The sequence below is a fragment of the Hyphomicrobium sp. 802 genome (assembly GCF_000526135.1).
Lineage (GTDB): Bacteria > Pseudomonadota > Alphaproteobacteria > Rhizobiales > Hyphomicrobiaceae > Hyphomicrobium_B.
Window position 1 is genome coordinate 1,861,876 of record NZ_JAFM01000001.1, and the last position, 21,722, is coordinate 1,883,597.

General features: G+C 60.4%; 17 protein-coding genes. 5 read left to right on the forward strand and 12 right to left on the reverse strand.

Annotation, left to right across the window (positions count from 1 at the left end; all coding sequences use genetic code 11):
• Nucleotides 1-92: 92 nt before the first annotated feature.
• The 4 genes from HYP802_RS22850 to HYP802_RS24110 form a co-directional block, all read right to left on the reverse strand.
• Entirely contained in the window at nt 93-3,098 is a 3,006-nt protein-coding gene (locus HYP802_RS22850; protein WP_024275629.1) for an EAL domain-containing protein, read from the reverse strand.
• 292 nt (nt 3,099-3,390) lie between these two features.
• Entirely contained in the window at nt 3,391-3,987 is a 597-nt protein-coding gene (locus HYP802_RS0109415; RefSeq protein WP_013947017.1) for an isoprenylcysteine carboxylmethyltransferase family protein, read from the reverse strand.
• A gap of 23 nt (nt 3,988-4,010) precedes the next feature.
• Nucleotides 4,011-5,135 (reverse strand): type III polyketide synthase, encoded by a 1,125-nt coding sequence (locus HYP802_RS0109420; RefSeq protein WP_013947018.1) that lies wholly within the window; start codon nt 5,133-5,135, stop codon nt 4,011-4,013.
• A gap of 13 nt (nt 5,136-5,148) precedes the next feature.
• Nucleotides 5,149-5,277 carry a hypothetical protein gene (locus HYP802_RS24110; RefSeq protein WP_013947019.1) on the reverse strand — a complete coding sequence of 43 codons (129 nt, stop codon included), beginning with the start codon at nt 5,275-5,277 and terminating at the stop codon, nt 5,149-5,151.
• A gap of 346 nt (nt 5,278-5,623) precedes the next feature.
• Between HYP802_RS24110 and HYP802_RS0109430 the strand changes: the two genes are divergently transcribed.
• Entirely contained in the window at nt 5,624-6,847 is a 1,224-nt protein-coding gene (locus HYP802_RS0109430; protein WP_050976863.1) for an MFS transporter, read from the forward strand.
• A gap of 122 nt (nt 6,848-6,969) precedes the next feature.
• Here the strand turns inward: HYP802_RS0109430 and HYP802_RS0109435 are convergent, their stop codons facing one another.
• The 5 genes from HYP802_RS0109435 to HYP802_RS0109455 form a co-directional block, all read right to left on the reverse strand.
• Entirely contained in the window at nt 6,970-7,746 is a 777-nt protein-coding gene (locus HYP802_RS0109435; protein WP_013947021.1) for a 3-hydroxybutyrate dehydrogenase, read from the reverse strand.
• Between the two features lie 13 nt (nt 7,747-7,759).
• Nucleotides 7,760-8,503, reverse strand: coding sequence for an acetoacetate decarboxylase (locus HYP802_RS0109440; RefSeq protein WP_013947022.1), 744 nt, complete (start codon nt 8,501-8,503; stop codon nt 7,760-7,762).
• Nucleotides 8,500-9,660 carry a patatin-like phospholipase family protein gene (locus HYP802_RS0109445; RefSeq protein WP_013947023.1) on the reverse strand — a complete coding sequence of 387 codons (1,161 nt, stop codon included), beginning with the start codon at nt 9,658-9,660 and terminating at the stop codon, nt 8,500-8,502. The genes HYP802_RS0109440 and HYP802_RS0109445 overlap by 4 nt, the downstream gene beginning before the upstream one ends.
• 180 nt (nt 9,661-9,840) lie before the next feature.
• A complete protein-coding gene (locus tag HYP802_RS0109450; RefSeq protein WP_013947024.1) occupies nt 9,841-11,427 on the reverse strand; it encodes a DHA2 family efflux MFS transporter permease subunit in 1,587 nt (528 codons plus the stop codon).
• Nucleotides 11,428-11,469: 42 nt separating this feature from the next.
• Nucleotides 11,470-12,771: an HlyD family secretion protein gene (locus HYP802_RS0109455; RefSeq protein ID WP_013947025.1), complete on the reverse strand. Its 1,302-nt coding sequence runs from the start codon at nt 12,769-12,771 to the stop codon at nt 11,470-11,472.
• A gap of 170 nt (nt 12,772-12,941) precedes the next feature.
• Between HYP802_RS0109455 and HYP802_RS0109460 the strand changes: the two genes are divergently transcribed.
• On the forward strand, nt 12,942-13,619 hold the full coding sequence (locus tag HYP802_RS0109460) for a TetR/AcrR family transcriptional regulator (protein ID WP_013947026.1): 678 nt from the start codon (nt 12,942-12,944) through the stop codon (nt 13,617-13,619).
• A 48-nt stretch (nt 13,620-13,667) separates the two neighbouring features.
• On the opposite strand, the gene asnB is transcribed toward HYP802_RS0109460, so the two are convergent.
• The gene (gene asnB / locus HYP802_RS0109465) at nt 13,668-15,710 is read right to left on the reverse strand and encodes an asparagine synthase (glutamine-hydrolyzing) (protein WP_013947027.1); all 2,043 of its coding nucleotides are present in this window, start codon (nt 15,708-15,710) and stop codon (nt 13,668-13,670) included.
• Nucleotides 15,711-16,167: 457 nt separating this feature from the next.
• Entirely contained in the window at nt 16,168-17,013 is an 846-nt protein-coding gene (locus HYP802_RS0109470) for a MoxR family ATPase (protein WP_013947028.1), read from the reverse strand.
• A gap of 655 nt (nt 17,014-17,668) precedes the next feature.
• Here HYP802_RS0109470 and dksA point away from each other — a divergent pair.
• Together dksA and HYP802_RS0109480 are read left to right on the forward strand one after the other, a co-directional pair.
• Nucleotides 17,669-18,088 (forward strand): RNA polymerase-binding protein DksA, encoded by a 420-nt coding sequence (gene dksA / locus HYP802_RS24160; protein ID WP_024275630.1) that lies wholly within the window; start codon nt 17,669-17,671, stop codon nt 18,086-18,088.
• 155 nt (nt 18,089-18,243) lie between these two features.
• The gene (locus HYP802_RS0109480) at nt 18,244-18,480 is read left to right on the forward strand and encodes a hypothetical protein (RefSeq protein ID WP_157135406.1); all 237 of its coding nucleotides are present in this window, start codon (nt 18,244-18,246) and stop codon (nt 18,478-18,480) included.
• Between the two features lie 73 nt (nt 18,481-18,553).
• Here the strand turns inward: HYP802_RS0109480 and HYP802_RS0109485 are convergent, their stop codons facing one another.
• Nucleotides 18,554-18,943: a flagellar biosynthetic protein FliO gene (locus HYP802_RS0109485; protein ID WP_013947031.1), complete on the reverse strand. Its 390-nt coding sequence runs from the start codon at nt 18,941-18,943 to the stop codon at nt 18,554-18,556.
• A gap of 217 nt (nt 18,944-19,160) precedes the next feature.
• On the opposite strand from HYP802_RS0109485, the gene HYP802_RS0109490 reads away from it, so the two are divergent.
• Nucleotides 19,161-21,719, forward strand: a complete 2,559-nt coding sequence (locus HYP802_RS0109490) for a PAS domain-containing sensor histidine kinase (protein WP_245261484.1) — start codon at nt 19,161-19,163, stop codon at nt 21,717-21,719.
• Nucleotides 21,720-21,722 lie beyond the last annotated feature (3 nt).

Consider the following 21,722-nt stretch of genomic DNA (forward strand, 5'->3'; position numbering starts at 1 on the left):
ACCAATTAATCAGTGTGCAGTCTTTTTTCCGTGCACAGCGCGGATTTGATCGCCGTTTATTGATTTCTTGACATACAAAGTACGGATTGGGATCAGGCGGCCGTACGGCTGGCGTTGTCTGGTCCGTTCAGGATTTTGCGGATGACGTTGGCAGGCTCGGGGCGATTGAAGAGGAAACCTTGCACGGACGTGCATCCGTATTCCTTGACGATGTCGAGCTGCTCGTTGGTCTCGACACCTTCGGCGGTGGTGAGCATGCCGAGCGTTCGGGCGAGATCGACGATCGTGCCCAAGATGGCGCGGGCCTCCATCGAGACGGCGAGGTCGCGCACGAACGAACGGTCGATCTTAATTTTCTGGAATGGCACTTTCGTTAGCGAACTGAGAGATGAATAGCCCGTGCCGAAATCGTCCATCGCGATTTCGACACCCAGATCGCAGACCTGATGGAGGACGTGAGTTGCGCGCTGGATATCCTTCATGATCATCGATTCCGTAACTTCGATGGTCAGACGGTGGCTGGAGAGTCCAGATTCCGCCAGCGCGGCTTTGACGGTTTCGACGAAGCTTTCGGATTCGAGTTCGACCACGCTGATGTTAACGGACACGCTCATATGCTCGGGCCACGACATGGCCTCGATGCACGCCTGACGCAGCACTTTCGCGCCGAGTTCGGCGATCATGCCGATTTCCTCGGCAATCGGAATGAAGTCTGCGGGGGAGGCGAGCCCAAGGCGCGGATGCTGCCAGCGAAGCAGCGCTTCGGCGCCGATAGGCATCATTGTCGTGACGCCGTAGATCGGCTGGTAATGCAGCTCGAATTCGTTGTTGGTGATGGCCTCGCGGATTTCTGCTTCGAGTAAATTGCGGGCTTTGACCTTCGCATCGAGTTCGCGCTCGAACAGGCGGAATGTGCCGCGCTGATCTTCCTTGGCGGCATAAAGGGCGAGGTCGGCCAGCCGGAACAGCTCGTTGGGATCGCAGCTGTCATCGGGGGCCATCGCGATGCCGATGCTGCCGCCGCAGATGACGTCCTTACGGCCGAGGCGGATCGGCTCGTTCAGGATCGTGATCAGGCGCTGGGCGAGCTTGGTGACGCTGGAGGGATGGTCGAGGTCGATCACGAGCACGGCGAATTCATCGCCGCCGAGACGGGCGACCGTATCGCTTTCGCGCAGCGCACCGGTCAAACGGTCGGCAACGACTTGCAAGAGTTCGTCGCCCGCGGCATGGCCGAGGGTGTCGTTGACGACCTTGAAGTTATCGAGATCGAGCAGCAGCAGCGCCATGCGATCGCCGCGCTTGGCACGCGCCATTGCAAGCTGCATGCGCTCGGCGAGGAGGTGACGGTTTGGAAGCGACGTCAGCGCGTCGTGGCGCGCCATGTAGGCGGCTTTGCGGTCAGCCTTGCGGCGTTCCGTGACGTCGATCGCCGCGATCAGGAGGGCGTCGCCGCCCTCGTGAATGAGCGGGCGAACGTAGACTTCGACTTCCATCGAGCGGCCGTCGCGACGATAGTGCTTGAACAGCTGTGCTTCTTCAGTGGGCAGAATGTGCGGGATGCCGTGATCGTGCGGCAGGTTCAGATCGCCGTTTTGAATGTCACGGAGCGATAGCAGCGAGAAATCCTTGCGGGAATAGCCGTAGTGCGCAATCGCGGCGGTGTTGACGGCGAGGATCGCCTGCTTATCGCGACTGACGACGAACATCGGCAGCGGGTTGTTTTCGAATAGCAGCCGGATCGAGGCCTCGCGCTGCTTCATCTCCGTGATGTCGATACGCAGACTGATCAAGCCGCCCTCGCTGGTGCGGCATTCTTCGATCAGATAACAGCGGCCGTTGTCGAGAAGCTGCTCATGCGAGGCCGCTGGGATTTCGAGGTTTTTGATGCGCTCGGCGAGCCAGGCTTCTTCGCGGCCGAACGCCTCCGGGTACATCTGCCGTTCGAGGCCGATCCTCAGCGCTTCCTCAAGGCTGCGGCCGACGGCAATCGTGTCGCGAGCGCGCTGGTAAATCTCAGCGTAGCGCTTATTCCAGGCGACGTAGCGGTTCTCGGCGTCGAGGATGACGATGCCTTCGGGAAGGATATCGATTGCTTCCTTGAGCCGGTGGTGGGCTTTCTCGATTTCGGCATTTTGAGCCGACATCGTATGCTCCTGGGCTCGCAGGTGGTCGTTCAGTTCGTCGCGCAGGGCGATCTCAGCGGACAGACGTTCCTGCAGGCGGGACTGAGAGTCGATCGCTTCGGCAAGCAGCATCACGATCATGAAGACCGTCAGCGTCCTGAGCTGCATGAGCTGAGTGTCGGTCAGCCAGGATACGTCATTAAACTGGATGCCGACGCGAATGCCGGCTGCCGTCGCAACGAAGAGCATCGTCGACATCATTAGCGCTGCGGCCGAGGTCGCGTTGGGGCCGAGCCGGCAGGCGATCAAGACGAGCACCGGCAGAACCACAAAGCCAAGGGGCTTTAATGCGATGACGATGACCATTGCACAGGCGAGCGCAGCGAACAGGGCATAGGCTTCCCATGCTGCGGTGGAGGACGGCGGCCCCTGGCTTTCCTGGCGCAAGCGCACGAGCGCCGGCGTTACCAGCAGTAGGCCAAGGAGATCCGCAAACAGCCACGAGCTGAAGACGCGCCAGCTTATAGCCCCCGTCGTCAAGTTCGAGACGATCGAGGCCGCGATGGATGACAAAAGCGCGCCTGCGGCGGCGGCGATCGAGAAGGAGATCAGAAAGCGGACACTGCGGAATTCGAAAGGCTCAGACTCCCTGAGCCGCAGAACGTGGAAAGCCGTACAGAGTTCGATGGTGTTCGTCAGCGCAAAGCCGACATTGGCCGCCGCTCCGCGCAGAGCGAAGTAATTCGCGATGATGTTTGCGACGAGGACGGCCGATAAAATCTGCTGCCGCCGCCACGGACGTTTCGCAAGAACGAGCGCAGCAAGCACGATGCCGTTCGCAGGCCAGATGGTGGCGACGCCGTTGCTGTCCTGGGTGAATGCGGCCGAGAGATAAGCAACAATTCCGAAGATGACGGCCACGGCAACCGCATTGGTGAGGCCTTCGCCATCGGTGATGTGCAGAGTTCTCAATCGAGAGAATGTCCGGACCCCGCTAACCGACATCAGAAATGCTTTCGTTCCCCAACGGACCTATCGTCCGCCTATTCCGATTTTCTCAATTGTTCCGGAATTGCGTTGGAGAGAGAGTTTCCAAAAATAAACGAAGACACTCTCGTTCCATATCACCCGACTTGCGGTCAGGCTGAGGCTTTTAGATTAATTTTGGGTCAAGGGCATGATTGTAGGAGCGCGTGCGGATAAATTTTTGGCGCGAATTTGGAAGGTGTTAGCGCCTACGGCGAGACAAAAGTAAAGAATTGATTCACGAAAGTCGGATGGAGCGCGGCGGGCTGCGGACCGGAGCACTGAGGAGGGCGGCAGGGGCTTTGTCGCCACCCACCCGGGATTGTCGGCGGCGGCCGAACAAACCCTGTTCCTCAAGTTCGATCTTGTAAATCAGCACAGAATACCAGATCGCGCCGATAATGACGCCCAAGGCCAATTGGCCGAACACGATCGGCAAAAGGAACGTCTCGGCGATTGTCACGGCGTAATTCGGATGCCGGATCAGCCGGTAGGGACCGCGGTCGACTACGGGGGCATTGTCGAGCGTAATGATGCGGTGGGTCCAATATCGGCCGAGCGAGCCGATAACCCAATATCGGATGATTTGCAGAATGCCGTAGAGAATTGCGAGCGAGATATAGATTTCCGCGTTCGGCGCAATCAGGAAGAATATGGCTGCAATCCAAGCTAAATGCGTCGTCGCCACGACGGGATAATAGGAGCGGCCGATTTCGCGTGCTCCGGCGGAGAGTAGTCGGCTGGTATTTCGCTGCGAATAAAGTTCTTCGAGACCGCGCTGCGCGAGCAGAAGTAGGGCAGCGATCTGCGGCCAGCCGAGAGAGTCGATGATCATGACGAAATCTCCGAAATGAAAAGCTAGAGGTCGAGCGCTGCGAAATACGCGGAGAAGCCGGGTCCGAACGCGGCGAGAAGATGCAAGCCTTTGTCGTTCTGGCGGATCGCGCGAGCGAGAATGAAGAGCGCGGTTGCCGACGACATATTGCCGAAGTCGCGGAGCACGGCCCAGGAATGAGCAAGATCGGATCGGTCAAGGGTCAGCACATCTTCCGCCGTTTCGAGAACCTTCCGGCCGCCGGGATGAAACAGATAGCCTTTGAAATCGGAGAGTTTCAGGTCATGGCGTTCAAGGAAGGCGTTCGCGACGGGCGCGAGGTTGGCGCGCATCAGGGCGGGCAGTTCGGGGCTCAGCACCACGCCGAAGCCGTCCTCTTTCACGTCCCAGCCCATGATGTGGCGAGTGTCGCGCCAGAGATGTTCGCCGGATGCAATGAGCGCGGGTCGCTGCATACCTGTTCGACCCGAGGGCGCGCGACTTCCGTCGTCGGATGCACGCAAAACGACCGCTGCGGCGCCATCGCCGAATAGCGCTGAGGCAACGAACATCGTCGCGCTGGCGTCATTCGGGCGGATGCACAGGCTGCAAAGGTCGACGGTGATGAAAAGAACATTCCGGCCGGGTTGGGCTTGCGCGAGGCGGGCCGCGCGCGAAAGTCCGGCGACGCCACCGCCGCAGCCAAGACCGAAGATCGGCAAACGTTCGACCGTGGGAGAAAAGTCCAGCCGGTTCATCAGCAATGCGTCGAGGCTCGGGATCGCCAGGCCCGTGATCGTGTTGGTCACAAGGGCGTCGATGTCGGAGAGCTTCAGACCGGCGCGAGAAATCGCTTCGAGAGCCACGCGCTCCATGAGGTCGAGTGCACTGCTTTGATAAGCAGCGGTGCGTTCTTCCCACGAATGCCGCTCGCGATACCATGACATCGGCTGGCACATGTAGCGGTGTGCGACGCCGGTATGAGCGAAGAGGCTGTTCAGGCGCGAGAACTGCGGAAAGACCTCGGCCGCGTTGGCGAGCACATCCTCTTGAGCGTAGCGCCGCGACGGATTGGCCGTGGCAATCGACAGGATCTCGACGGGCAGGGCTGCGGAAGCGCGCGGGAGGCCGAGGCGGAGTTCAGGCTTGTTGATTGGTAGAAGTGTCATGAGCAGACTTTTTCTATGCCGGCACTAAGGCCGAGCGCTGAATGTCCGGCGGCGGGCAACCGGCCCACGCGGGCTGAACGACTGCGGCCGTCGATAGAATTGCGAACAGAAGGATGAGAAACGTCGGTCGCTTCGTTTGCATGACCGTCTCCATCTCTTTGGCAGGAGAAGCCCGGGCCGGCAGCGGGTTCGTGGGCGTTTGTCGATCCGGCGGTCCATCGCGGCTGTTCCCTGGGGAACAGCCTGGCGCGCTCGAAGGGGGGCGTTCGGCCGCAGCACGCGTAAAAAGCCCAAAGTATCGGCGCTAAACCGCGAGCTATGAGCGTGAGACAGTTCGCACTTGCAAAATCCGGGCGCGTGACATCTCGACTTGGAACGATTTCCGTAAGATACGCGGTTACTCCAGTTGCTGCAGCGCACGTTGCGCGATGCAGCGAAGCGAGAGGGGAGGCTTCCGCGTGGAGGCAAACGCCAACGGATTCGACAATGTGAATGCCGCTCCGGCGACGTTGACGCGCGGACAGGTGCGCCTCGTGCTGTTCGCGCTGGCGATGGGCGGCTTTGCGATCGGGACGACTGAATTCGCGGCGATGAGTCTATTGCCGTATTTCGCCGCCACGTTCGGCATTACCGAACCGATGGCTGGGCATGCGATCAGTTCCTATGCGCTCGGGGTTGTCGTCGGGGCGCCGGTGATCGCGGTGCTGGCGGCGAAGTGGCCGCGGCGGAAACTGCTGCTGGCGCTGATGGCCTGCTTTGCCGTCTTCAATGTCATGACCGCGCTTTCGCCGACCTACGGAATGATGGTTGTGTTCCGCTTTCTGAGCGGCCTGCCGCATGGCGCTTATTTCGGCGTGGCGATGCTGGTTGCTGCTTCGCTCGTGCCGCCCAATGCGCGGGCGCAGGCGGCGTCACGCGTGCTGATCGGCCTGACGATTGCAACGATCATTGGCGTACCGGTTGCGACCTGGATGGGGCAGGCACTCGGGTGGCGCGTCGGCTTCGGGATCGTCGGTGTGTTGGCACTGCTGACGGTGCTGCTCGTCTCAATCTTCGTACCGCGCGATGAGCCGATCGTGGGCGCGAGCATGATGCGCGAACTCGGCGCGCTGAAACGGCCGCAAGTCTGGCTGACGCTCGGGATCGGTGCGATTGGTTTCGGCGGTATGTTCGCAGTCTACTCGTATCTGGCGACCACGCTGGTTGACGTGACGCACGTCGAGCCTGGCGTCGTGCCGATCGTGCTGATGGTCTTCGGGCTTGGTATGACGATCGGGACGTTCGTCGCCGCGTGGCTCGCAGACAGGGCGCTGATGGCGACGGCGGGCGGCCTGCTGGTGTGGAGTGCGTTCTGGCTGGCGGTCTTTCCGTTCGCCACCGGGAATATCTACGCCGTATCGTTCGTCGTGTTTATGATCGGCTGCGGCGGTGCATTAGGCGTTCCGTTGCAGACGCGGCTGATGGATGTCGCCGACGATGCTCAGACACTTGCAGCATCGCTCAATCATAGCGCGTTCAACACGGCGAATGCGATCGGGCCGTGGCTTGGAGGATTAGCGATCTCGTACGGGTACGGCTGGAGTTCGACCGGCTGGGTCGGCGCAGTGCTTGCTGTCGGCGGGATGGTGTTCTGGGTGATTTCGGTGGTAACCGACCCCAAACACGGTCAGCACGTCCGGCATCATCTACCCCAGGCCGCGCCCGGGGAGTAGCACAAGGCCGTCATGCCGACGGAGGTCGGCACCCAGACAACGATCCACACATGCAATGTTGCGGGATGTATGGATCCCGGCCTGCGCTGGGATGACGTCATTGTGCGTTTTTTTTTGTCGGGTCAGTTCATGTGCCAGCCGTGGCTGACGATGATGCTTTCGCCGGTCATGGCGTTGGTCTTGAAGGCGGCGAGGAAGAGGGCGACCTCGGCGATGTCGGTCACCATCGTGAATTCCTTGTCGACGGTTTCGCCGAGCATCACTTCCTTGATGACACGTTCTTCCGTGATGCCAAGCTCGTGCGCCTGCTGCGGGATCTGCTTGTCGACGAGCGGCGTGCGCACGAAGCCGGGGCAGATGACGTTTGAGCGGACGCCGTGCTGCGCCCCTTCCTTCGCCATGACGCGGCCGAGACCGAGGATGGCGTGCTTGGCCGCAACGTAGGCCGACTTCAGGGGTGAGGCCTCGTGACTGTGGACCGAGCCCATGTAGATCAGCGCGCCGGACTTCTGCGGATACATGTATTTCACGCAGGCTTTAGTCGTGAGGAACGCGCCATCGACGTGGATGGCCATGATCTTCTTCCAATCGGAGAACGGGAATTCCTCGATCGGGTGCACGATCTGGATGCCGGCGTTCGAGACGAGAATGTCGATGGTGCCGAAGGCTTTCGCGGTTTTCTCGGCACCGGCGTTCACCTGATCTTCGTTCGAGACGTCCATGGCGACTGCGATGGCTTCCTTCTCGCCGCCGAGTTCCTTCGCGGCGGCAGTGGCAGCATCGAGGTTCAAGTCGGCGATGGCGACGCGGCCGCCCGCTTCGACGTAACGCCGAGCGATCTGATGGCCGATGCCGCTTGCGGCGCCCGTGATGAGCGCGACTTTGCCGTCAAGTTTCATTGGGGGCGTCTCCTTATTTCTCTTCGAGGTAGTCGTAGACGACCTTGCCAAGGCCGAGGGTCAGGTCGGCGAGGATGTGTGTCGCGGATATGATTTCGCGCACAGGCAGGTCAGCAATCGGCGCGAGGGCATGGGGGTGCAGATCGAGCGCGCCGGGGCCGCTCCATGCGCCTTTGATGGTCACGTCTTCGAGGCGGTAATCGACGAGTTCGAGAATGCGAGAGCTGCCGTCGACGTGCGGAATGATTTTCAAAAGATAGTTCGGCACGGCGAGCGATTTGGCGACGGTGGCAGGATCGAGCGCCTTGTGCTTGAAGCCCATCGTACCCGTCGCGATGCGAACGCTGCCGTAATCGAGCGTGCCGACGAGTGTGTCGATGTCGGGGCCGAGCGTGGGCTTGGCGAATTTCTTCGGGAAGCCCCACAGCTCGCGGCCGCCATAGATTGGCGGGCCGTCGTTCAGGAACATGGCGTGCGTATAGCCGCCTTCGACGCCGTTGAATTTGACCGGAATGACCTGGCCGGATTCGGTGTAGTCGCCGAAGCCGGTCGAGTCCGGCATGCGGATGAATTCGTATTTAACGATGGGTTCGTCGAAGGTGAGGGGCTCGGGCACAACCTTTTCGAGGGCTTCGCGGTCGGTGCGGTAGGTGATGATGAGATATTCGCGATTGATGAAACGATAGGGGCCGGGAGGGAAGGCAGGACTTGTCAAAGGCATCGCAAAGGCGCGTTTCTTGACGTCCGCAATTTTCATCTGTGTGTCTCCGAAGGCGGTGGCGGGCTGAGTTCTTTCGTAAGATCGAGCACCATCACGCCGTCTTCCGGTTTTTCCCGATTGATCCAAGCGGGGTTGCTGAGCGTGCGCTCGACGTCGTCGATGCCGGCGCGCCAATGCTCGTTCACGGTGTAGCGCGAGAACTCGTAGTCGTTCGACTGCGTGGAATAGACGGCGCGGCGATGAATGAGATGGACGATCGTGATCGCGGCGTTGCAGCTGTGGCGCGTCAAAAGTTTCCAGTCGAACGTTGATTTTATGTCGTCCGGCAGTACGCCGTCGAGGCGGCGCACGGCGCGGCGTAGCTCTTGCAGAAGCTTCGAATAGTCGGTGTTCAAGCGCGTCCGGCTCGAATAGCGGATTTCCTTTTCGCGGGTCTGAACGTCAAAGAGCGTTTCGGGGACGGTACCCTGGGCGCTGAACAGATCGACCTGGAAAATGCACATGTCGGAGCGCGGGAGGCTGCCGTCGAGAACGTATTGCAGAGGCGTGTTCGAGACGATGCCGCCGTCCCAATAGAGCATACCGTCAATAGATACGGGCGGGAATCCTGGCGGCAGCGCGCCGCTCGCCATGATGTGCTCGGGAATGATTTTCGTGGTGGCGCTGTCGAAATAGACCTGATTTCCGGTTGCGACCTCGACCGCACCAACGCTGATGCGCATTTTTCCCGAGTTCAGCAGGTCGAAGTCGACAAGTTCGAGAAGCGTTTTCTTCAGCGGGCTGGTGTCGTAGATGCTGATCGCCTGCACCGTGCCGGGCGGCATGATGACGGCGGGCGGATAGCGCGGATCGAAGAAGCCCGGCGCGCCGGTCGATGCGACGAGCGCGGCGGCGGTCTCGTTGAAGATCTTGCGTGAGGCGTTGTCGGTTGCGAGGGGTGGCAGCAGAAGATGGCTGGAAACCCGGTCCCAGAATTCGCGAAGCCGCTTCACGCGGCGTTCAGGAGGATTTCCTGCGATAATCGCAGAGTTGATGGCGCCGATCGAAATGCCAGCGACCCATTCGGGCTCGAGTCCGGCGGCACATAGCGCTTCGAATGCTCCGCCCTGATAAGCGCCGAGGGCGCCGCCGCCTTGTAATACGAGCACGGTCTTTTCGGTGTTCTTTGCCGCGCTGCCGTTGGGCTGGGCCATGTTTTCTATCTACCAAGCTTGGGGTGGCTATGGAGACGGAGAGGTTGTGAAACCTCGGGTATTTCTCAGGCTCTGCTGCAATGCAGTAGATTGGCCGCAAAGGCAAGGGGGCGAATGTTCGATCTTGCTAAACGTCTCGTAACTCGCGACGTGAAATTTATGAACGATTTGCGTCGCCGTTTAGTGACCGCCGGCACCAGCAGGAACGGGAGCGGGCTTGCGCATCAGAAGCGTGAAGAACCCGGCGGTGACGAACAGCACCGTCAGTGCGAGGAAGAGATCGGCGAACGACAGCACGTTTGCTTGATTGCGGACGATCATCGCCAGCTTTTTCAATGCAGCCATGTCGCCGTCCGCATGCATGGCTTGTGAAAAGCTCTGCTGCATCATCGCCAGCCGTTCTTCCGCGACCTGATGGCCCCATGCGACCTGTTCGTGCAAACGTGCGAGATGCAAGTCGAGCCGCTTGTTCAGCAGCGTGTTGATCATCGCAAGGCCGACAGCGCCGCCGAGGTTGCGCGTGAGATTGAAAAGGCCGGACGCGTTCTTGATCTGCTCCGGGGGGAGCGTGCCGAGCGACAAGTTCGTGATCGGAATCATGCACAGCATCAACGACGAACCGCGCAGGATCTGCGGAACGAGAAGCTCCCAGAAATCCCAATCGGGGGTGATGTAGGACGCGATATAGGTGCCGAGCGCGAAACCCATGAAGCCGGTGAACATCATGACGCGCGGATCGAGAATGCCGGCGAGACGGCCACTGATCGGCGCGGTCAAGAACATCGCGACGCCGGTGACGAACATCGTCTGGCCGATCATCAAGGAGTCGTAGCCGCGGACCTGGCCGAGGTAGACCGGATAGACGTAGGTCAAACCGTAGAGGCCGATGCCCATCGTGAAGCTGAAGGCCGATCCGAACGCGAAGTTGCGATCTTTGAAGGCGCGGAGCTGGACGATTGGTTCTTTCGCGAAGGCGGCGCGCAGAAAAAAGATGACGGCGCCTACGACGGTCAGCACCGCAAACGTCGCGATGGTCTGGTCGTCAAGCCAATCATAGCGCGGGCCTTCTTCGAGCACGTATTCGAGCGAGCCTAAGAACATCGCCATGCCGAACAGACCCATGAAATCGAAGTGATTGAGCAGGGCGTAATTCGGCTTGTCGAAATCGACGAGGAAGAACACGGCCGTCGCGACCATGATGCCGGGCACGACGTTGATCAGGAACAGCCAGTGCCAGGAATAGGTGTCCGTCAGGTACCCGCCCACGGTCGGGCCGATGGTCGGCGCGAGCGTGGCGACGAGGCCGATGATCGGCGAGACGATGTTCTGCTTCGAGCGCGGAAAGAGCGAGAACGCGACTGCGAAGACGCTGGGGATCATGCCGCCACCGATGAAGCCTTGAATGGCGCGGTAGACGATCATCTCGTTGATGGTCGTCGCGGTGGCACATAGTGCGCTTGCTGCCGTGAAGCCGACGGCCGCTGAGAAAAACAGCGCACGCGTCGAGAACACCCGGCCGAGGAAGCCCGACAGCGGGATCATCACGACTTCGGCGATCAGATAAGACGTCTGAACCCACGGGATTTCGTCGGAACTCGCCGAGATGCCGGCCTGGATTTCCTGCAGCGACGCCGACACGATCTGAATGTCGAGGATCGCCATGAACATGCCGAAGACCATGGCGATGAAGCCCGCGAGCTGCCGCGGCGTAACGCCGATCCATTCGAGCTTCTGCGGTTCATCCGCAAATGTGATTGCGTCGGTCATGAGCGATTGCCGGATTGTTTCCGAATAGGTTTGCGGACGGCGCTATTTCTGCGCCGTCTTTTCGGTCTTTGGCGTCGTGCGCGTATCGATGCTAACGACGACCGAGAGGCCGGGGCGCAATCTGCCCCTTGCTTCGGAGGCAGGGATCGCGATGCGGACCGGCACGCGCTGCACGATCTTCGTGAAGTTGCCCGTCGCGTTCTCCGGGGGGAGCAGGGAGAACTGTGATCCCGATGCGGGCGATACGCTTTGCACCGTGCCCTTTAAGTCTTCGCCATCGAGCGCATCAACGGAGATCGTCGCCGTCTGGCCGGCCGCGATCGGCGGCAACTGGGTTTCTTTGTAGTTCGCGTCAACGAAGACCTTGTCGAGTGGCACGACGGCCATCAGCCGCTTGCCGGGCGTGACGTAGTCGCCGACCTGGACGCCGCCGCGATTGCCGATGACGCCGTCAAACGGGGCGCGGATGGTGGTGAACGAGAGATCGCGCTTGGCCTGATCGACTGCGACCTGCAGTTCCTTCGCCGTCTTTTCCGCCTGAATGCGCTGGGCGTGGAGCAGAGCGACGTTGGCATCCGCCGACTGGATGGCGGCTTCGTTCGCGTTCACTTGCGCAATAGCCGAGTCGCGCGAGGCGACCGCGGCATCGAGCGCGGCTTGCGTCGCATAATCCTTGGCGGTCAGGGCCTGAGTGCGCTCATAGTCTGCCTTGGTCTTGATGACGTTGGCTTTCGCCGCATCGAGCTGGGCGCGCTCTTGCGCGGCGTTGGCTTCGGCTGCTTTGATCTGTGCGTCGAAAGTCTTGATGACAGCCATCTGTGTGGCGAGCTTCGATTGCGCCTGATCGAGGGCAAGCTGATAGTCACCTTCATCGAGGTGGACGAGCACTTGGCCTTCCTTCACCGCCTCGTTGTCGACGACGGGGACCTCGGTAACGATGGCGGAGACCTTCGGCGAAATGATCGACATGTAGGCGCCGACATAGGCGTCGTCGGTCGAGATCATGAAACGACCGACGGTGATGTATTGATAGGCGAAGTAGGCAGCGGCCAGCAGAGCAACCGCGCCTAGCCCCATGAAGATCGGCTTGCGGCGTGAGCTTTTGGCGGGTGCTGCGCCTTTGACCGGGGCCTCAGAGCCTTTCTCGCGCGCGGCAGGTGCTTCGGCGGAACGCTCAAATGGCGTCTGCTCGGATTTTTCTGCGGTTGTGGATTGCTGTTCAGCAGGCTTTTGTACGCCGGACACGCCGGGTTGACCGTGCTCTGCCACGGTCGTCGTCGCTTCCGCGTCGTCAGAACCGTTACGCCGAATTGTCAAAACGCTGTTCAAATTATTCCTGGCCATCACGCCCGCCTCGTTCAACGACCAAACGTCACCGCACTGAACCGTTTGGTTCAATTTGTGCTTGACATACAGCGTTCAAAAGTGGATAGCAAGTAGAAACTGAACCGTTTGGTTCGTTTGTTAATATAAATTTACTGAACTTAAGGTTCGGTTTGGGCAGGGTGTGATCGATGGAAGGTTCTCAGTTCGCAAAGTCGGAACGGAAAGAGGAACGGCGCGGCGGCCGTCCGGCGGCGGGCACGGACCCGGCGAAGCGGCGTCAAATCTTGGAGGGGGCGGGCCGGATCTTTTCGGAGCTGGGGTTCGATGCCACCAGCATGAGTGACGTGGCGCGCGTCGCGCAGGTTTCGAAGGCGACGCTGTACGTTTATTTTCAGGACAAAGAACACCTCTTCACCGCGATTTGCGCGGAGCAACGTGATCGCAAGATTGCTGAGAAGATCGCTCTGCTTGACGTCAATCTACCGATCGTCGCTGTGCTGCACCGTTTTGGCGTGGAAATTCTGACGACGATGTCCCAGCCGTTTGTCGTCGCCGCACATCGCATCGTGATCGGCGTGGCGGAACGGATGCCGGAAATTGGATCGGAATTCTATGAGGCCGGTCCGGTGCGCGTCATCGGAGCGTTGGCGGATTACCTCGATCATCACGTCAAAGCCGGTCATCTGGACATTCCTGACACGCGGCTTGCTGCGGCGCAGCTTCTTGAAGTGATCCCAGGTTCGCTGTTCAAGGCGCGGCTCTACGGCGTGCTGAAAGAACCGCCGGCCATCGAGGAAGTCGAGAAGAACGTCGCGTCTGGTGTGGCGCTGTTTATGAAGGGTTACGCGGCAAACAACGCCGCGTAACTAAATTTGGCTGAGGCCTACGGTGGAAGAGGCGGAGCGTCCGCCGCTTCACGCGACGCTTTCTTCAACTCCGCTCGTCTCGGCGAAATCGAGATCGCTCCATTCCGACGGCACACCCGCGATCGAGCGCCAGTCGGGAAGGTTGGCGAGCGTCGGGTCGATATAGGTGTGATGCCAAAGCTGGGTCGCGAGAACGGCAACGAGCCCAAGCTCACCCGATTGGCGCTGATAGCCCCACCAGGAGAGATCCTTGTATTCGTTGCGCCACTTTGCGACGGCTTTCGGATCGAAGTATCCGGCCTTCTTGATCGACTCATCGCTGAGCAGCTCATCGACGTAGGGCAGGCGCTGTTCGAGGAAGAAGCCATCGAGCGGGGCGCGGAACATACCCTTCGGCCGCCATGCGACGGACTTCGGCAACCACTTCTCGGCGACGCGGCGGAGCAGATATTTCTCCGTCAGGCCTTTGAGCTTCCATTTCGGATCGATGCCCGCAAGGAAGTCGAAGACATTGTTGTCGAGGAACGGATAGCGCATTTCGACCGATTGGCTCATCGCGATGCGGTCGCCCTTGAGGCTCAGGAGCTGGCCGGGAAGATGGATCTTACCTGCCCAGTACACGCCGCGGTTCACCGGATGCCACTTCGCCGCCCGGCTGCTGTCGGGGTCGATTGCCAGATAAGGATCGTGGTCCGACAGGCCGGCCATCATGCCGGTGCTGTAGAAGCGGAAGCGCGAGGCACCGAGAAGATCGTAGAAACGCTGGAACGGATGCATGCCGCCCGAAGACGTGGCGCACTTGTCGAGATAGGCCATCGCCTCGTCGTTGCAGCCAAGCCAGCGATGGAAATAGCGCTGCATCTTCGGCGGCAGAGTGCCGCCTGAGACCTTGCCCATCATTTCGATGATGCGATCGAATTTGTACCACGGGTAGCCGGCGAGCCATTCGTCGGAACCTTCGCCGGTCAGCGCGACCTTGAAGCCGGTGTCCTTTACTTTTGCGGCGAGCATCATCAAGGCGGTGCACGACGTATCGGTGACGGGTGCTTCAGTGGCGACGAGCAAGCGCTGATAGTTCGAGACGATCTCTTCCGATCCGCAGGCGACGACATACGGGTCGGCGGACAAATGCTTGGAGATGATTGCTGCCTGCTCGGTTTCGTCGAGCTTCGGGTCGCGGATCTTGACGGTGAACGTCGTCGGTGCGGCGCCGAGAATGTCTTTCGCCATCGCGACGACAGTGCTCGAGTCGACGCCGCCCGAGAGATACGAGGCGACCGGAACATCGGCGCGCAGACGACGCTTCACAGCATCGTAGAGGACGCGTTCGAAATCGTTGACGAGCTTTTCCTCATCGGCAAAGCGCGTTTCTTTCCCCATGTCGGGGAAGTCCATCCGCCAGTAGGTGCGCTCGTCGATCGTCGCCTCTTCGCCGACGCGGCCGCGCGAAATGGTCAGGAACTTTCCCGGAGGCAGGATGTTGATCCCTTCGAAGCAGCTCGCCGGTCCTGGAATGGCGAGATAGTTGAAGAGAGCATCGATGCCGCGCGGGTCGGGCTTCGCCTCGACGAGGCCGGTGGCGAGGATCGTTTTGATTTCGGAACCGAAGACGAGCCAGTCGGTACCGAAGCGCGTCGTGCGCGTCCAGTAAAGCGGGCAAATACCGAAACGATCGCGGGCAAGAATGAACTTCTGCTTGCGCTCGTCGAACAGTGCGACGGCAAACTGGCCGTTGAACTTTTCGAACATGTCCTCGCCGTACTGCTCCCACATGTGCGGGAAGAGTTCAGTATCGCAGTGGGTCGTCAGCGTGTGGCCAAGACTGCGAAGCTGCTGACGCCAATCGTCATGATCGAAGATTTCGCCGTTGAAGACGGCAGCGATGGATTTGTCTTCGTTGAAGACAGGCTGCTGGCCGTCGGCAAGGCCGACGATGCTCAAGCGGCGCGAGGCGAACCCGAAGCCGGGGCGCTGAAGATAACCGTCTTCGTCCGGGCCACGATGCAGCATGGCATCGGCGGCGCGCTTCAATACCGATAGCGGTACCGAGCGTCGGCTCTTGAGGTCGATAATTCCAAAAATGCCACACATGGGATCGTCCAAGGTCCTGCAGATGGTCTGGCGGCTTGCTGCTGCCGTCGGGCAGATATAGGGATCTTCGCGTTATCCCAAACCGCCGGATCGGAAGACGCGCTGCAATTCTAAGGCGCCGACGTTAATCAGTTGCCGCGCCGGAAGCTATATTGCCAGTCCGGCGCTCAATGGTGGTTACCATTCGCGACAAATACGCGCGTCGCGAGACTTTCCTAGGCTAGGCGGCCTAATGCAAAGTGTTAGCATACAGGCCGTGGGGTGAAAGAAAGCGGCGGTTGCAATTGTCCCGCGCGCGATTTGTGCAGCAGATACGCTGCTTTTTCCCACTATCGTCCGTTCGTGCTGCTCCGTGATCGCGGTTCATGGTTAGCGCGGAGCGCGTCAGGGTTGCACGAAACACTGTCCGCCATGTGTTCACCGCGGCGATCGCCGAAAAATTCCTGATCATTGGGAGTTATTCGCCGCGGCGGCGGGTCATGAATGCCAGACGTTCGAGCAGGTGCGCGTCTTGCTCATTCTTTATCAGTGCTCCGGCCAGCGGCGGCACGAGCTTTCTGGGATCGCTTTCGCGCAGCAGGGACGGGTCAATGTCCTCGTGCAGAAGCAACTTCAGCCAGTCGAGAAGCTCCGACGTCGACGGCTTTTTCTTCAGGCCCGGTACGTCGCGTAGTTCGTAGAAAACGCGCAGCGCATCGTTGACGAGTTGGTTTTTCAGCCCCGGAAAATGCACCTCCACGATCTGGCGCATGGTGTCGGCGTCGGGGAATTTGATGAAGTGGAAGAAGCAGCGGCGCAGGAAAGCGTCGGGAAGCTCTTTCTCGTTGTTCGACGTGATGAGCACGACCGGGCGGGTTTCAGCCTTCACCGTTTGGCCCGTTTCGTAGACGAAGAACTCCATGCGATCGAGTTCCTGCAGGAGGTCGTTAGGAAACTCGATATCGGCCTTGTCGATTTCATCAATCAGCAGCACGGACCGCTTCGACGCAGCGAACGCGTCCCAGAGCTTGCCGCGCTTGATGTAGTTGGCGATGTCCCTGACGCGTTCGTCACCGAGCTGACCATCGCGCAGGCGCGAAACAGCGTCGTATTCGTAAAGGCCCTGCTGGGCTTTCGTCGTCGATTTGATGTGCCACTCGATCAGCGGCGCATCGAGCGCCTTCGCGACTTCGGCGGCGAGGACCGATTTGCCCGTTCCCGGTTCGCCCTTGATGAGGAGGGGCCGTTCGAGACGGATGGCGGCGTTGACGGCGACCTTGAGGTCGGGCGTTGCGACGTATGCGGAGGTGCCTTCGAAGTTCATGATCCTGTCTTGGCGGGGTTCGGGCGCGTGGGCAAGGTGACCGAAGCGCACTCCTCGGCATCAGACTGTGGGGAGAGGGTGACAGTCGGGCGTCTGCTGATGTGACATAACAATATGTTTTTACTGGAAAAAGTCGGACATATCAAAATTTATCAAGGCTTCGTCTCGTGCTTGACTCGGAGGCCTTCGCGCATAGATAAGGGTCGGCCGGATGAGGCCGACTCAGGTCAGACCTTCGGCGGAGGATGATCGGCTCGAGCGAACGCAGCCTCTGGAGAGGCGGACGATGAGCAAGGCAATCGGAACGAGGGCCGCGAAGTCGAAAGCGGCCGCAAAGAAATCCGCAGCCAAGAGCAGCGGGCCGCCCAAGAATGGGGCCAAGAACAAGGCTTCCCCAGCCGGCGCGTCCACGCCGGCCAAGGCCGCAAAGCCGGCTGCAGCAAAAATTAAGGTGGCAAAGACCGCTACAAAGGGTACGCCGACGAAAGCCGCGACGGGGAAGATCGCCCAGATCGTTCATAAGGCGGCCGTTGGCAAGGTACCGCCGCAGAAAGCTACTCCGGCGAAAGTACCGGCGCGAACATTGGCTGTTGCTAAGTCGACAGCGTCGAAAAAGTCAGAGGGTACGATTAAGAAGATGGCTGCCCGCGTAAAGATTGCAGATATCGTTCTTCCGCCGGATTATAAGCCTTCGGAAAACGAGCCTTTCATGAACGACATGCACAAGGCTTATTTCCGCAAGCGTCTTCTGGATTGGAAGGATGAGATCCTGCGCCAGACGCGTGAGACGCTGGCGATCCTGCACGAAGATTCTGCGCAACATGCCGATCTCGCTGATCGTGCGACGTCCGAAACGGACCGCGCGACGGAGCTGAGAACGCGCGACCGTCAGCGCAAGTTGATCGCCAAGATCGATGCGGCGCTGGGTCGGATCGAAGACGGCTCCTACGGGTACTGCGAAGACACCGGCGAGCCGATCGGTCTGAAGCGGCTCGATGCCCGACCCATCGCAACCCTGTCGGTCGAAGCGCAGGAGCGTCACGAGCGTCGCGAACGCGTCTATCGCGAGGAATAAGACACGCTTTGGCTTTCCGGGATGCGTTGCCTTAGACGCGTTCCGGGACAACCCTTCATTGCTTCTTAAGACTTTGCTCCGACACTCTCGTGCGTTCGCCTATCGGCGTCGCTGACGAGGGTCCCGTCGTGAGAGTTGGAGCACATTTTTTCGGATTGGCATGTATTGCCGTCGCTGCCGTCGGATTTGGCAGCCGCGAGAGCAGCTCCGAGATGCTCAACCGCGCGGGCTTCGTGCACACCGGTTTCACGTATAATCAGGCGAAACCGGCTTCTGCCGCGGCGGCGCAACGCCGCCGTTTGCTGCGGCCTTCGGCTGAGGTCGCCAGCGCGACGCGGCAACTCGACCTCAGCAAGTTGACATTGGCCGATTTCGGCGACGTCGAACGCTAGGCACCAAGGCGTTGCTCGGCCTGACTCGCAAGCTTCCCAATTTGTTTTTGTGCGTGCGCTGAGCGTAGCGCTTCTAAACGTTGCGCTCGCGTGGGACGAGGGCGGGCGCTACCTCGGGGCCGTGACCGAACACCGGCGCGCGGCGGACGGGCGGCGGGACTTCGTTCTGCGCTACGGAGACTGGGCGCGCGGCGGTCGCCTTTATTCCCGTTTCGACCACGACATCGACCGGTCCGCCCGTCAGCAGCAGGTGCTCGACGTCGTCGCGTCTGATGAGGATCAGTTTTCGGCGGCCATCGATGCTGGCGTGGTCGATGACTTCGAGGCGACGCTCGCCCTTCGGCTTAAAAAGAAGGGCGGATGGCGACGTGCCGGTCAAATAGGCCCGCACGAATACGACGGCGCCGGCACTCAGGACGGCCAGTACCGCCAGCATGAAGGTCCAGAAGAAATAGCTTTCCATGTTTTCCCCGCGGCCGGACTTGCCGGCTGTGCCGATAACTCTCGCACGTCAACCAATCGATAGCTTCGAGTTGACTGCATGTTAACTCTCTTAAGCGAAGTCTTATCCAATCGAGTCTCGCCGCACCGTTGCGGCACAGTTGCAGTTGCGTTTGAGTTCCACATCCATGCCCCAATCCCCCGCTTCGATTTTCGAGAATCAGCTAGATTCTCGGCCCATGAAGGATCGCGAGGCGTTGAGGATCGATGCCGCCCCGATCGATCCGCTGAACTCAGCGGAAGGGTTCGGCGGCCTCCTCCCCATGATCATAATCGCGGCTGCGGGCGGCGCAGTTTTGTTCGGGCTGCTCGCGAGCGGATCCGGCGAACCCTTGCTTTTGACCGTCATCGCGCTGCTCGCCATGTTCGGCGCCTTTATGCTCTTTGCGATTGCTGCCGGGCATTTGCGGTTTGGCGCTCGCGTGGTGCCGGGGGATCTTCTCAAGGCGTCTCTGGATTCCGACGATGAGCCGCAGATCATCGCCGAGGATGACGGCACGATTTTGTACGCCAACGCGGCTGTGGATAAAGTTCTGGGCCAGCACGAGGCGGGGCCATTCTCAGCGCTCGAAGCGTCGCTTGCAGGCGACTCGGAGGGCACGCAGGCGTTCTTCCGCCTGATGAAGGCGGCCGAGCGCGGCGAGCCGAGATCGGAAGATGTGCGGTTGCGGCTCGGGGCGGATCGCAACGTCTCCTGGGCAAGGATCACGGTGCGGCCCTTCGCTGGTCCGGAAGGCTTGCTGGAAGGTGGCTTGCGGCAATCGCGGCTCGTCTCGTGGCAGATCGTCGATGTTACGAATGAGAAGAGCCAGGAGACCGAACGCATCGGCCGGCTCGAAGCATCGCTTGCCGCATTCGATGCCATGCCCGCCGGTTTCATGTGGGTCTCGGGCGAGGGCGCGATCGTGCATGTCAACGCCGCGTTCGAGCAGTGGCTCGGCTATCCGGCAGGTGCGTTGAGAGCGCGATCGCTCGGGCTTGCAGAACTCGCCGGCGCGGAAGGCCTGCGTCTATTGAAGCATATGGCGGCCATTCCTGAAGCCGATCAGCGCATCATCGATCTCGATCTGACGCGCAGAGACAGTCGCATCGTGGCGCTGACACTCCTCGTCGAGCCCGTCGCTGGAAACGCCGAGCAGGGCTTTACGATCACGGCGATCAACCGGCAGACGACCGGGCTCGTCGAGCGTGGTCACCAGGACGTCAGAGCATCGCAATTCTTCCAATCGGCTCCGTTCGGCATTGCAGCGCTCGACGCGGAGGGCCGCATCGCCAACTGCAACACCGCCTTCATGCAGATGGTGCTCGACGGCAAGCCGGCGCAGGACGTGCTGGCATCGGAAGCCTTGAGCCGCACGGCGGAGGCGGATGAGCGCTACAAGATCGAAGCGGGTCTTGCGGAAGTTCTTGCCGGACGCGGCAACATTCAGCCGATCGAGATCACAGCGGGCGACAACAAACAGTTCACGCGCCGCCTTTACATGTCGCCGCTGGCAGCGGTGCAAGGCGGCGCAGCTGCTGCGCTCTATGTGATGGACGCGACCGAGCAGAAGACGCTCGAAAGCCGCGTGGCGCAGGCGCAGAAGATGGAAGCGGTCGGCAACCTTGCGGGCGGCATCGCACACGACTTCAACAACGTGCTGACGGCGATCATCGGGTTCTCGGATTTGCTGCTGCAGACGCATCGCCCGAGCGATCCGGCTTATCGCGACATCAAGAACATTCAGTCGGCGGCCAATCGCGCGGCTGGTCTGGTCAAGGGGCTGCTCGGTTTCTCGCGTAAGCAGACGCAGCGGGTCTCGGTCTTCAATGTCGGCGAATTGACGTCCGACATGCTGCCGGTGCTGAAAACGCAGTGCGGCGAGAAGATCGAGCTCAAGACGCATTCCGAGCGCGACCTGTGGTACGTGCGGGCCGACAGCGACCAGCTTTACCAGGTCATTCTCAATCTCGTTCGCAACGCGCGTGACGCGATGCCGAACGGCGGCAAGCTGACGATCAACACGCGCAACGTCACGGAACGCGAAAGCCAGAAGATGCGCGACGTCGTCGGCTTTACACCGGGCGAATACGTGCTGGTCGAAGTGGCCGATACCGGCACCGGCATGAGCCCGGAAGTTATGGCCAAGATCTTCGAGCCGTTCTTCACGACGAAGGGTGTCGGCAAGGGCACGGGTCTTGGTCTCGCGTCGGTCTACGGTATCGTCAAGCAGTCGGGCGGCTTCATCCAACCGGAAAGCGAGATCGGCAAAGGCACGGCCTTCAAGATTTTCCTGCCGCGGCATTTCGTGGAAGAAGGCGAGGAAGTCGCGAATGCAATGCCGGAGTCGATTGCTGCCGCGAAGAAGCAGCTTAAGGCAACGGACCTGACCGGCACCGGCCGCGTGCTGCTGGTCGAGGACGAAGTCGAGGTTCGCCAGTTTGCAGTTCGCGCGCTGAAGCGGCAGGGCTATCAGGTGTTGGAAGCGACCGATGGCGTCGAGGCGCTGGAGATCATGGCCGAGAACGAAGGCATGATCGACATCGTGGTGTCTGACGTCGTCATGCCGGAAATGGATGGGCCGTCGCTCTTCAAGGAGCTGCGCAAGCGCAATCCGTCGATCAAGGTGATCTTCGTGTCGGGCTATCCGAACGAAGCATTCCGCGAGTCGATGGGCTCGGACGATTTTGCGTTCTTACCGAAGCCGTTCTCGCTGCCTCAGCTCGCCGCGAAGGTGAAGGAAGAACTCGCGAAGTAGTTT

Excerpts from the sequence above, each read along its gene's own strand:
- HYP802_RS0109415 (WP_013947017.1), bottom strand. The coding sequence starts at position 3,987 with ATGATCATCGACTCTCTCGGCTGGCCGCAGATCGCTGCCCTACTTCTG.
- HYP802_RS0109490 (WP_245261484.1), top strand. The coding sequence starts at position 19,161 with ATGAAGGATCGCGAGGCGTTGAGGATCGATGCCGCCCCGATCGATCCG.
- HYP802_RS0109470 (WP_013947028.1), bottom strand. The coding sequence starts at position 17,013 with ATGAACTTCGAAGGCACCTCCGCATACGTCGCAACGCCCGACCTCAAG.
- HYP802_RS0109485 (WP_013947031.1), bottom strand. The coding sequence starts at position 18,943 with ATGGAAAGCTATTTCTTCTGGACCTTCATGCTGGCGGTACTGGCCGTC.
- HYP802_RS0109460 (WP_013947026.1), top strand. The coding sequence starts at position 12,942 with ATGGAAGGTTCTCAGTTCGCAAAGTCGGAACGGAAAGAGGAACGGCGC.
- HYP802_RS0109435 (WP_013947021.1), bottom strand. The coding sequence starts at position 7,746 with ATGAAACTTGACGGCAAAGTCGCGCTCATCACGGGCGCCGCAAGCGGC.
- HYP802_RS24110 (WP_013947019.1), bottom strand. The coding sequence starts at position 5,277 with ATGCAAACGAAGCGACCGACGTTTCTCATCCTTCTGTTCGCAATTCTA.
- HYP802_RS0109450 (WP_013947024.1), bottom strand. The coding sequence starts at position 11,427 with ATGACCGACGCAATCACATTTGCGGATGAACCGCAGAAGCTCGAATGG.
- HYP802_RS0109455 (WP_013947025.1), bottom strand. The coding sequence starts at position 12,771 with ATGGCCAGGAATAATTTGAACAGCGTTTTGACAATTCGGCGTAACGGT.
- asnB (WP_013947027.1), bottom strand. The coding sequence starts at position 15,710 with ATGTGTGGCATTTTTGGAATTATCGACCTCAAGAGCCGACGCTCGGTA.
- HYP802_RS0109440 (WP_013947022.1), bottom strand. The coding sequence starts at position 8,503 with ATGAAAATTGCGGACGTCAAGAAACGCGCCTTTGCGATGCCTTTGACA.
- HYP802_RS0109445 (WP_013947023.1), bottom strand. The coding sequence starts at position 9,660 with ATGGCCCAGCCCAACGGCAGCGCGGCAAAGAACACCGAAAAGACCGTG.
- HYP802_RS0109420 (WP_013947018.1), bottom strand. The coding sequence starts at position 5,135 with ATGACACTTCTACCAATCAACAAGCCTGAACTCCGCCTCGGCCTCCCG.